Source organism: Deltaproteobacteria bacterium, assembly GCA_011773515.1.
Taxonomy (GTDB): Bacteria; Desulfobacterota; Deferrimicrobia; order J040; family J040; genus WVXK01.
Genome location: WVXK01000062.1, coordinates 1 through 13,022, shown reverse-complemented (window position 1 = coordinate 13,022; position 13,022 = coordinate 1). Strand labels below are relative to the sequence as shown.

General features: G+C 46.0%; 8 protein-coding genes. All 8 read left to right on the top strand.

Going from position 1 to position 13,022, the window contains the following annotated elements:
* A partial coding sequence (locus GTN70_06805) for a DNA-3-methyladenine glycosylase I (protein ID NIO16693.1) occupies window positions 1-446 on the top strand: 446 nt, incomplete at its 5' end.
* 682 nt (window positions 447-1,128) lie between these two features.
* Window positions 1,129-1,281 (top strand): hypothetical protein, encoded by a 153-nt coding sequence (locus tag GTN70_06800; GenBank protein ID NIO16692.1) that lies wholly within the window; start codon window positions 1,129-1,131, stop codon window positions 1,279-1,281.
* A 43-nt stretch (window positions 1,282-1,324) separates the two neighbouring features.
* The gene (locus GTN70_06795; protein ID NIO16691.1) at window positions 1,325-2,035 is read left to right on the top strand and encodes a hypothetical protein; all 711 of its coding nucleotides are present in this window, start codon (window positions 1,325-1,327) and stop codon (window positions 2,033-2,035) included.
* 420 nt (window positions 2,036-2,455) lie between these two features.
* A complete protein-coding gene (locus GTN70_06790; protein NIO16690.1) occupies window positions 2,456-3,034 on the top strand; it encodes a hypothetical protein in 579 nt (192 codons plus the stop codon).
* 19 nt (window positions 3,035-3,053) lie between these two features.
* Window positions 3,054-4,130 (top strand): hypothetical protein, encoded by a 1,077-nt coding sequence (locus GTN70_06785; GenBank protein ID NIO16689.1) that lies wholly within the window; start codon window positions 3,054-3,056, stop codon window positions 4,128-4,130.
* 195 nt (window positions 4,131-4,325) lie between these two features.
* Window positions 4,326-10,814, top strand: coding sequence for a hypothetical protein (locus tag GTN70_06780; GenBank protein ID NIO16688.1), 6,489 nt, complete (start codon window positions 4,326-4,328; stop codon window positions 10,812-10,814).
* A 697-nt stretch (window positions 10,815-11,511) separates the two neighbouring features.
* A complete protein-coding gene (locus GTN70_06775; protein ID NIO16687.1) occupies window positions 11,512-12,504 on the top strand; it encodes a hypothetical protein in 993 nt (330 codons plus the stop codon).
* A gap of 303 nt (window positions 12,505-12,807) precedes the next feature.
* On the top strand, window positions 12,808-13,022 hold a 215-nt coding region (locus tag GTN70_06770), incomplete at its 3' end, for a hypothetical protein (protein ID NIO16686.1).

Genomic DNA, 13,022 nt, shown 5'->3' with positions numbered 1-13,022 from the left:
TTCAGGCGGGCCTCTCCTGGGAGACAGTCCTCAAAAAGCGGGAAGGTTTTCGGAAGGCCTTCAATGGTTTCGATTATGACCGGGTTGCGGGGTACGACGGGAGGAAGATTAGAAACCTATTGAAAAACAAAGACATAATCCGGAACAGGGCGAAGGTTGAAGCTGCCATCGCAAACTCCCGGGCATTCGTAAAGGTCAGGCGGGAGGAGGGGAGTTTCGACGCCTATGTCTGGGGCCTGGTGGGGGGAAAACCGAAGAAAAATAGGTGGAGAAAGATCCACCATATCCCGTCGATCACCCCTGAATCGGAGAGCATGAGCAGGGACCTGAAAAAGAGGGGTTTTACCTTCGTGGGCCCCACGATCTGCTACGCCTTCATGCAGGCGGTCGGTATGGTGAACGACCATTTAGTGAGTTGTTTCAGATATGTAGAGGTTGGCGGGTAGGGCATAAAATTACCTGCCCCACAATCTAATCCAGGTGTTATGTTAGAACTCGGATATTTCCCCCCCTACATTCCCCTTTGGGGTGGGAGTAACTTTTGAGAACTTCCACAGTCCAGCCAGCCTGATCCAATGACCACACATCGTCTCCCTAGTCTCAGACACCTTCTGGTTCATTCTGGGGGGGATTTTTATATATCCCAATTGAACCCTATTGAGAATGATTATCAGCAATAATCAAGAAAAATATACATTTATCCTTGCAATGTCTTTCAATATTTGCTAATAGTAACAACAGTACTTATTTTAATGCCGTTTGGAGTTGATGCGCAGTTACCGGAGAGGGAAAAGATGATTTAGCCCCCGGTACTTTCTCGCCCTCATCACCGTATCCAGCCTCATTCCTTTCCGTTTAAAGTATGAGATTCATGTCATGGGTTTAAGCGCCTGTTCATGATGTGAATCGCTGATCGTCGTTCAATTCGGTGTAATACCTTTTGGGAGAGGGGGGGGTATTTCCAGTAAGAAAATACAAGGTGCTTTTTACCGCTCGACGCTAATCCTCCATCTATCCAAAGGAAAAGAACGTCTTGTCTCTATTATTCTGGTTTTGCTGTGGGTAATCATCTGCTTCATGCCGGGCGAAGCACTGGGGAGGCGGAATCGATACAGGAATTTTATCGCATTGAAACCGGGAGTGTACTCTCCCCAGGACACCACCCTGGACGGGTTCGATGAGGAGTTCTCGGGCTCACTGGTTTTGGGAGAATACACGTCCGAAAACTTTATATTTGTTGAGAAGATAGTCGTCATCCTGAACGTTCGAAACACAGGATGATGAAACACATACCACGCAATAAACAGGGAGAGGGGGGAAAATCATGAAAAGACTTCTTATTATCCTACTGGCGTTAACGGTTTCAGGATGTGCGGCCACGCAGGTTGCCCTCGAGAAGAGGCATCTCGACGTGCAGACGAAGATGAGCGAAACCATCTTCTTAGATCCCGTCGGGCCGGATAAGAGGGTATGCTGTGTGGTTGTTAAAAACACCTCCGACAAAGACATCGATATAGCCCCGCAAATAAAATCGGCAATCGAACAAGCCGGCTATGCGATTTCAACCAACCCCGATGTGGCTCACTACATGCTGCAGGTAAACATCTTATCCGTTGGAAAGGCTGACCCTTCAGCGCTCCGTGAAGCACTCCATGCGGGGTATGGAGGGCCGCTTGCAGGTGGTCTCGCCGGCGCTGTTATAGCAGGGAATCCCGCTAAAGGAGCAGCTGTCGGGGGCATTATCGGAGGAATTGCAGAGGTCGTGGCCGGTTCTCTCGTTAAAGATGTCACGTATGCAATCGTCACAGATATCCAGGTGTCGGAAAAGTCGGATGCACCGGTCGAACAGGTAACGGATAGTACCATGGCACAGGGAACGTCGACCACTATCCGGCAACACACAGCGAGCTCAGTAAACTGGAAGCGGTATCGAACGAGGGTAATCTCTTCAGCGAATAAAGTTAACCTCAAATTTGAAGATGCCCTTCCGGAAATAGAGCAGGGCCTCTCAAAATCGATCGCGGGACTCTTTTAGCATCAGGGATGGCCAGGGTCAGTTCTCATATCATCAGAATATGAGAAAATGGGAACTGACCCCGGGCTTTCCGCAACAGTATTTATTGTAATGCCGTTTGGAGTTGATGCGCAGTTCTCGGAGAGGGAAAAGATGATTTAGCCCCCGGGACTTTCTCGCCTGCATCACTGTAATGCTCAGCATTCCTTTCCGTTAATAACTCATAGATTTATGTTTTGGGTCTAATAACGATTTGTTCGTGATGTGAGTCGCTGTTTGTTGTTAATGATGGTTTAACCCCTTTGGGAGAGGGGGGGGGGTATTTCCAGTAAGAAAATACAAGGTGCTTTTTACCGCTCGACGCTATTCCTCCATCTATCTAAAAGAAAAGAACGTCTTATCTCGATTATTCTGGTCTTCCTGTGGGTAATCATCTGCTTCATGCCGGGTGAAGCCATCGGGAGAAGACGGAGGGGATACGGGAATTTTGCCGCATTGAAACCCGGGATCTACGCTCCACTTGAAAGCAGGCTGAGTGATTTCGACCCGGGATTTGCAGGAACGCTGGCCTTTGGTGAATACACTTCAGAAAATTTTTCCTGGGGAATCGAGTTCAGCAACTTGAACACTGATTTCGACAACGGCTCTCAAAAAAACGAAATATCCGCAAACTCGGCCAAACTCATCCTGACATGGATCAAGCCTTTCGGAAGAAAGAGGAACAGAAAGTGGGAGATTTACCTCAATATTGGTGGGGGCATCTATTTTGTCGATCTTGAAGGGGCAGGATCGGTAGTTTCAGGCAAAGAGAGTGATGAAGTATACGGTGTGGAGGTAGGACTCGGGGGGAACTTTAATTTATCGAAGCGTTTTTATTTGGGGTTAGAGGGTAAGTACATCTATACGACTGACGTGGAGGTATTTCAGCCAGTGGTGGATAAGTTTTCATTGCAGGGATATGAAATTTTGGGCTCTATCGGCGTGAGGTTCAATTTTTTCAGGATCTTCCGTAGCCGCTGATATGAAAAGAGGAGGAAAAATGAAAAAGAAATTTTTAAAAAGTCGTTTATTGGTAACATCTATGCTGTTTGCTTTCATCTTGATATCCTGTGGCGGAGGAGGCGGCGGGTTGATGGGGGATGGAGAGGGTGGAGGTGGTGATAGTCCACCAGTCACAGGTAATTCTCCATTTGTCGGCAACACCTCCCTCGCAGTAATTACAACCCAAAACGCCAAGGAAATTGCCATATCGGCATATCAGGGAGGAATGTTCGGGGATGAATTATACTTGCCCATTTTGAGTACCTCAAAAACTGAAGAAAATGCCAGCATGCATACCTCTTCCTTTCCGGTAATAATTTCATCTTCGATAAATGAGATATTAGAAAAAGCTAGTTTCTCAAATGAAACGACTGAACAAGAAGATTCTTTCACACCCCTTTATACAGAGGGTCCCTACACATTTTCCGATCCATATAGTATTGGTTCTATAACGTATACGTTTTCTATTAATGAGACTTCGTTCGCCTATTCCGGGAGCATTCAATACGATAATTACCATATCGGTACTAATGCGTACTTCGATGGCTCAATCACTATCGAAGGTTCGATGGGGTCAAACTATCTCATGTACTCATACACCGTTTCATCGGACAACTTCACCTTTGTTTTTGGCAGCGAAGTCAACACGATAATGTATTTCGAATATACAACAACCATCACCTATGATGGGTATCTTGCAACGGCGTATTCTTATACATGTTCATATTATTGGAAAGATGGCACAACGGGACAGGTGTCATGGGTGGATAATTACACCATGACAGAGACATTCATATTGGACTCGTATGGTTATCCCCTTGGGTATAACATGACTATCTCGGGGAAATTCTATCATCCTGTTTATGGCTGTGTTTCAATAACCACGATACAGCCGTTGGGCTATGATTACTATTCTTTGTATCCATCAAGTGGAATCGTCCTGTTAACAGGTGCCGGGAACAGCTCCATCCGAATATCAGCAATAGGTGGAAGCAATTTCCTGCTCGAAGTGGATTCAGGCGGAGATGGGATTTATGAATATTATGAATATGTCGACTGGGTACAGTTTTATTAGGTGAAGAACAAATCGGTACTATATGAGGTGTAAATTTAGAAGAGTTTTTGCAACTGCCGGCGTTTCACTTGGTGCCGGATAATCCAGAAGTATCGATTCATACAGCGGAATGTTTTCCGGCACCTGGCAGGCCTTTCCCTTTAGCGGCACATTCAATGGAAGGAGAGAATAGAACAAAAAGGGGGGAGTAGGGAGATGAAGAAATACAGAGATAGCAGGTTGCTCCTGCTTCTATCTATACTCCTTGCCACAATAATCAGTTCCTGTGGCGGGGGAGGTGGTGGAGGGGATGGAAGTGGAGTTAATATAGGAACTTTGCAGGGAGATGCTGTTGGTTATATTGGGCCTTCGGGTGGATTATTGGAAATTGATGATATCTCTAATGAAGCATATGGCGTAAAAATTCAGGTTCCCGCCAATTCACTTTCGCAGGATACTCAATTTTCAATCTCTGCGATTAAAAGAGAACAATATCCCCCACTTCTACCTGTAAATCAACAATTGGTTGCACCGCTTGCTGAATTTGACTCGATTCCTAAATTCAATTCGCCGGTAAAATTAATTTTTCCGATAAATAACGTTGATGCTGGGTCATATAACATATTTACCTTGCAAAACGATAAGTGGGTTTTAAGTGGAGAATCTTATGAAATAGATAAAGTATCAAATGAAATTATAATAAATGCTACTCGTTTGGGTGTGGCCTCATTTATAGAAACAAACATTGTCGAAAGCGGATTTGCGAAGTCTAATACTTCTTCAATTACAGCCCGGGCAGTATCAGTTGATTCGCAATGTTCTGCCCCCGGCTCCACAATGTTCGAGGAGGGTTTTGATCCAACCTGCGCTCAAGAATGGAAGTTGGCAATTTACTTCAAGCTTATGTCTCCTCTTTTATGGGAACGTATAAAAACATACCAGAATGAAATTGATGGCTTATTTGATCTTAATGATGTATCCACTGCGATGATGGATTTATCAACTTCAATTGCAAACTTTATTGAGATGGCAGGATTGGCAACTGATCCTTTGTTTTTAGAAGATCGTTTAAAACAATTACAATTTTTTTTGAAAGGTTGGGGAATAGCAGTTTCATCACTAGAAGGAGATACATTTTCCAAAGGATTTGACTTAATTGTTGAGACCGCCGTGACTATAGCGTTCAATAAGATAAGCGGTCCAGCTCCATATATTGTAAATAATACATTCGATATTTTACATGGTAGTTTAACACTTTGGGCCGTGGATCAATTGTCGGAAAAAAGGAATGAATGGGAAATAGCCGAGAGATATTTATATTATTTTTATAAATATGGTGCTGACACAAGAAGACTTGCCGAGAAATATGGATTATCTCAAGATGCACTTGAAACAAACATAATTATTAAAGTGGCAGACGAATTGGGCTTCGAAAATGGGTGGATATTTAAAGATTATGATGTGCAAAAAGTATTAAATATAATAATACACTCACAGAATTTTGTTAATGATTATTATAGAGGAGTAATAACCTCCACACAGTCGCTTTTGGCTACATCCGTCAGTGAAAATGGAGCTACACTGAATGGTAAAGTGAATCCATACGGACTTCCTACAACTGCATGGTTTGAGTGGGGCACAGACTCCACATTGATAAATGTTTCCAGCACATCGCCAAAAGATTTGGGAAATGGTAATACAGGTGTCTTGGTGAGCTACTCCCTTTCAGGGTTGAGTCCGGGGACAACCTACTACTTCCGTGTAGTCTCAAAGAAAGACACTTGGATATTACCGGGTCAAATTGAGAGTTTCACCACACTTGGAACTTCCCCATTAAACATTTACTACGTCAAAAAGGGAGTGGCCGGCGGTAACGGTTTGTCATGGGCAACAGCCTTCAACCACCCACAAGACGCTATGGATGTCGCATCATCTGGAGACCAAATTTGGGTTGCGGCGGGAACGTATACCAGAAGGAATCCGTCAGATACCTTTGTTCTTGATATGAGAGATGGAGTCGAGATTTACGGGGGATTTGCCGGAGGAGAAGCGGATATATCACAAAGAAATTTTTCCCAAAATGTCACGATTCTGGATGGAGAAAACGTTGCCTACCACGTGGTAGTGGGAGCAGACAGTTCCCGTTTGGATGGATTCACGATACAACGTGGGAATGCTAACGGATCGAACCCGGATGATCGCGGCGGAGGAATGCTTAACATTGGCTCAACTCCTTCTTTGGGTGGTTACGTATCTCCAATCGTTGAAAACTGCATATTTAAAGAAAACAACGCCTCCTATGGAGGGGGAATATACAATTACTGGAGTTTGGCAACTATCGCCAATTCCACGCTGACCCTCAACTCTGCTTTACAAGGCGGTGGGATGTACAATGGTTTTAACTCTAATGCAACGATATCTGAATGCCATTTCTTGGAAAATTCTGCAGACGATGGAGGAGGCATCCTAATAGATAGCTCTAATCCAACGATTACAAATTCAGTGTTTACAAAAAACTCCGCTTCGAATCGCGGAGGGGGTGGATTCAATAACGGCTCACCGAACATCACGAAAAGCAAGTTCGTTGGGAACTCAGCCATCTCCGGCGGAGCACTTTTTACCTATAATTCTTCCGGCGCTGTCAAACCTTATATAATCAACTGTCTCTTTTCGGGGAACTCTGCTACGGACAGAGGCGGAGGCATATATTCTTTTTACTACCACACGCCTCAAGTAATAAATTGCACCTTTACGGGAAACAGGGCCGGAACGATGGGAGGGGCAATTTACGATGAAATCAGCAATCTTGTCATCATCAACAGTATCCTCTGGGGAGATTCAGCTCCATCCAACCCGGAAATTAATCTGCCCCATTTAAGAACTTATTACTCCGATGTCGAGGGAGCCATCCCCGGGAATAATATACGTAGAGACAACATCTCGTCCACCCCCAGTTTCACAGTTCCCGGCCACTGGGACGACAAGGGAACCACAGGTAAAGCCGACGATGAGTGGGTAGACGGCAACTATCATCTTGAGGCAGGCTCCCCCTGTATCGACTCGGGTACCTCTCAGGATGCTCCCAGCGAAGACTTCGACGGAATCTCTCGACCGCAGGGACTTGGCTACGATATGGGAGCCTATGAATACAACGGTGACATTCTGCCCGACATTACCCCTCCCGTTTTGACAGGTTCCTCGCCTTTGAATGGAGAAACAGATGTATCAACATCCTTATCAGCCATCTCGTTTACATTCAACGAACCTATGCAACAGGAATCATCTGTAGCATGGGGCGGGATTGATGAAACGTACTATGGATCTTCTTACTGGAGTACCGACAGCCAGACTTTGGTATTCCCTTTGATTAAGGGTCTTCCCTCAAAAACAACTGTCACCTGGGCGGTGAGCAATTGCTATGACCTGGCGGGAAATGCCCTTCCCACAACATCCGGTTCTTTCCAGACAGCGGCAGTAACAGTACCAACGTACTCGACAAGCGGGTATGTCAGGACTTCTTCGGGAGCCGGTATAGGAGGAGTAACGGTAACTCTTTCCGGGGACAATTCAGGCCAAGCGACAACTCAATCGACCGGTTACTACTCGATTCCAAATCTCACGAATGGTTCGTACACAATAACCCCATCACTTTCTGGTTACACATTTACACCAACAACAAGAACGGTGACGATTAATAACTCAAACCAGACAGGTCACGATTTTACTGGAAATCCTGTTATCACGAAACCACCTCCCCCCAGCAATATTTCTGTTGCCAGGGGGGAAAACGAGATTTCGCTGAGCTGGAACTCGGTAATTAGTGCCACCAGCTATAACATCTACTGGAGCACCAACCCGAGCGTATCTCCCTCAAGCGGCACAAAGATCTCCGGGATAACTGCGAACACATATAATCATTTTGGGTTAACCAACGGTGTAACGATTTATTACGTAATCACCTCAGTTAATTCGGCAGGGGAAGGAGCCCCTTCGGCAGTAGTTAGCGCAACACCAGTAGACTTAACGTTACCTGCACTTAATAGTTCAAACCCCTCAAACGGGGCAATCAATGTCCCCGTCTCTCTCTCGTCTATTTCCTTTACTTTCAACGAACCCATGGGGACGAGTAATACCATATCCTGGGGGGCGATAGACAGTTCATACTTCGGGACATATTCATGGAGCGCAGACAAGATGACGCTGACCTGCCCGCTCACAAAAACTCTGCCTTCGAATACTACCATTTCCTGGACGCTGAGCAATTTCCGTGACACCACCGGTAATCTCCTCCTAGCGACCTCAGGATCGTTCAAGACGGAGTTAGTTACCTATCAAATCAACGGCCTCATAACCACATCCGACAGCATAGGTCTAGGAGGAGTTACGGTAAGCATGACGGGAGACAGGAACGATAGCACAATATCTCAACCAGGCGGATATTATGAGTTTTCCAGCGTTCCTAACGGGACCTATGTGCTGACACCCTCTTTGTCTGGGTATTATTTTACTCCCGCAAACAGAGCGATAAATATTGCCGGTTCGGATGAAACTGATATCAATTTTATCGGATCACCAGTCGTGACAGTTCCTGATCCTCCTACTAACCCAACTGCAACAGGCGGTGATGGAGAAGTAACACTGAGTTGGAATGTAGTGGGCAACGCAACAGGCTACAATATTTATTGGAGCACCAGTCCGAGCGTTTCTCCATCAACCGGAACGAAGATAGGCGGAATTACCACCAATACATATGCTCACTCGGCTTTAACTAATGGAGTTACTATTTATTACGTTGTAACCGCTGTCAATTCAGCGGGAGAAAGCGCTCCTTCTGTTGAGGTAAGTGCAACTCCGGTTGGAATACCGTCCATCAGTGCTGGCCTTGTGGGACACTGGAAATTTGATGATTCAACTGACATTGGCTTTGACAGTTCACCATATGGGAACCACGGAACACCGGCATCCGGTTACGTTAGTTATTCTGCTGGAGGCAGAATAAATGGTGCAGCCAGCTTTATAAAGGGAAGTAATTCAGGGATCACAATTCCCAGTGCCCCCTCTCTTAACATTACCGGGGGAATTACAATGGCTGCGTGGGTAAACATGGCTGTGAACGACGGTGATGGAACCATCCTCAGCAAATCTGATGCCTCCTCCTCCAATGAAACGTACACTTTCTGGGCAAGCTTCTGGAAAAGCAGCAACCACATGGCAGCATGGTTTTTGCCCGCCGGTGTAATTTACGACTCTGGTGTTTCAGTGCCAGCAGGGAAATGGGATCACCTTGCGGTGACCTACGACGGACTGTTAAATGGGTATATCCGGTTTTACGTCAACGGAATTTTAGTCGCAACACAGCAATCAAGTACTTCTGGCTTAACTGCCAATAACAGCAATTTGCATATAGGCGCATCCCCGTGGCCGATATCCGAAGATTTTTCCGGTCTCATGGACGAGGTCCGTCTTTATAACAGGGCCTTGAGTGATGTTGAGATTCAAATGCTTTATGCCCAGACCAGCGATCTACAGATCTTTTACGATGAAACGTCAAGTCGATTACCGACTATTGATCTCGTTGGATCCAGTGGGGTGGAATTTTGCGACGTTGACAATGATGGGGACCTAGATATCTATCTGTATCAGTCAAATGCAGGGAGGACTGATTCGATACTGATCAACCAAGGTTTGCATACCGGAATATTTTCAGATGAAAGCTCTTCCAGGCTCCCGTTGGCGAGTACGACAATTGGTGAAGGTTCACGACCCGTTACCTGTGGAGACATAGACGGGGATGGGGACAATGACATAATTCTCTCCAATAACTCTTACCAGAGTTCGTTGCAGGGCCTACCGCTGTATGACGTGCTTCTCGTGAATCAGGGTGGTATCCAGGGGGGCACGGTAGGGTTCTTTGCGGACGGATCGAGCCAGCTAAATGAACCATCCGTTGACATTACATTCTTCACGCTTCTCATCGATGTAGATAAAGATGGCGACTTGGATATATTCGAGGGGAACTACCAATATAAAAGCAACATTCAAATCAACCAGGGTGGAAGCCAGGGTGGAACTGAAGGGCAATTCGTCGATGAAACCGCAACGAGAATGTCCGGTTTCCCGACCACACATTCTCAGGACGGTTACAGCGGGGATGTTACCGGAAACGGATTTGCAGATGTTGTAGTTGCACAGAGCTCCTCGCTCCCTATTGTTTTCCCCAATTATCTTTTTACAAATGACACATCCGGGAACTTCACCGATGTGCTCTTACCCGGTGGGGCAACCAACACCGCAGCAATGGCTTTGCTCGATGCCGATAATGATAATGATTTAGACATCTATTTTGTCAACAAACTTCCGAGTAACGAGCAAAATTTCCTTTTGATTAATGACGGTGGTGGTAACTTCACAAACGAATCATCGAGTAGATTGCCTATTGATACAGGAAACGGAATGGCCGGAGTTATTGATATTGACATCGATGGGGACTTAGACCTAATCGTTGGAGACTTTGAAAGTGATGACTATGTTCTGATCAACAATGGTTCCGGGTATTTTAGCACTTCAACCGATTTAATCCCTCCAGATCAAGATTACCCAGGTGGTGTTTACTTAGGTGATGTGGATGGAGACGGAGATTTAGATTGGATTACAACGAGCAAAAGCACAGGTAGGTTAGTTATTCTCATAAATAAAACATTTTAAAGAGTAGCTGTAATTTTAATGACATATGTTTTTAATCGATTGATTGGATGATTGAACAAGCCACCTGTCAAACGATGGGTGGCTTTTTTATTCTCCCTTGCGTGTTCACAGCATTATGATTCTTATGGTAATCGTAAAAACCGAATCCGCTCCCCCCATGGGAGGTCCTCTCGATTGTATAGTTTTTGTATAGTAGACAGCCGTTAACAGGTATAAACAGTCAAAAGTTCTCTATCACCTCCTTTCGATTTTTTTAAAGAAATATAACCAGTTAGTAACAAACAACACGTGAAGGGCATCAAAATGAAGGGATACACCTTCATCCAGGCGACAGGGATGGTGAATGACCATTTAGTGAGTTGTTTCCGGTACCAAGCCGTTTTCGGGGGAGATATTCCCGATTGGTAGAAGCCTTTGATAAGGGAAAGGTACCCCGGTATACACCTAAAGAAAGCGTTGATGTAAAAAAACAAATATTCTGCTTGATTTTTTTTCGTCATTTTGTACTATAAACCTAGCAGTTTCGGCTCTTAATCGCACTCATTTGCAAGATTTCTCGCTCCGGTTTTAGAAAATTGAATATCCAGGCTATTTGCCTGAAATAGAAAACGTTTTTCTAAAAAGGTGCTTTAACTCGGGTCTTTTTGGGGAGCAGCTTTTACTTTGCTTAGCAGAAAAAAACAAAAAGGGGGGGAAAATGAAAAAGCTGAAAAAATTTCTGCCGGCAGTATTGCTGGTAACGCTCATTTCGGCCGGGCTGATCTACTGCGGTGGCGGTGGCGGGGGGGGGAGCACTACCGCTGCGCCGGAGGCCATTAACTTTACCCCGTCGAATATGGAGGGGGCTGCTGGATTGGTAACCCTCGGCTCAGAACTTTATTACGAATTGAGCCAGGTGGTGCTGGCAATGGTGGACCCGCTGTTGGTTGCAGCCCCGATGGCCCCAGCAGCGGTAATTCCGGTCGGAGATCTGGGACTTTGTGTAAACTCTACTACGGGCACTTCCGATCTAAGCCTTGATGATGTCGATAATAGTTTGGATCTGTCCGTTGGTGACTCGGCTACCCTTACAATTACGAATTGTCAATTGTTGGATCCAACGGATTTGGACACTTCGAACGGTACGCTAATTCTTACATTTGTAGCAATTGACCTAGTTTCGAGTCAACAAACCATAACTGCCGATGTGGCACTCAACGTTGACGTAAATCCGGTCGACTCCTTCATCGCAAACTTCAGGATGCAAGTGACAACAACTGATTGGAACACCTTCAACATATCGGTCACGGCTCTGGATGGAAACGACATAATTGTTTTAAACGAGAGCGGTCAGACGTTTTACCAGCTCGGTTGTTTCGACGTTGCGCTCAACTTTACTTTGTCAATTCCCGGTATATTCACCCTGATCGAAGAAGGTGTGATAAACGTTCCCGGGGCTGGCATTATGTCTTTCAGCAACCTCTCACAGCTGGTTTTTGTCCCGGGTCCGTACCCCGATGAGGGGGCAACGCGGATAGACAGCGGCGGTACCTGCGCCGCCCTGGGTGCCCCCGACGGGGCGAGCGGTGCCGACGGCAGCTACATCATCTTCACAGCGGTACCGGATGATTTTGACGATATTACCCTCGAGCTTTACGACAGCAGCGATACCCTTCTGGTGACGGTAGATACCTTCTACGGAAATCTATGATGATATTTCCGGGGATTATCCGGATAAGAGTCGTTTAGAGAGCATGCAGGCGGGGGGCGGATGTTCGGTCCGCCCCCCTTTGTATTACCCATCCCGAAAGACGGATCACCGCTCTTTCTCTCTCTTGTTCCCCGGTTTTCTCGTACGGGGACCCTCAAGCGCCTGATTTGAAATAGCTCAACTTTCCGTGAGTTTCGCTATTCCTGTAAGGTTCCCCCCTTATTCCTGGACGAACCTGTAGGATGCACGGAGAATGGGAAAAGGGAGTCTTTTCTCACCTGTGTAATCAGAAAGGAGGGCAGCATGGGAAAGAGAGTAACGGTCCTTTTTGTTGCCTCGATTTTTACCCTGGTGGCGATTGTCATGGTATCCGACTCCTCGGTGATACGGGAAGGGGAGAAATCCTACATCGTGGACATGACCGGCGAGAAGTGGGATGTGACCCAGGCAGTCACACTGGGATTCGAACCGGAAGGGTTTCAGTACGGCATCGGGAAAAACGCCTTCACGCCCCTCGA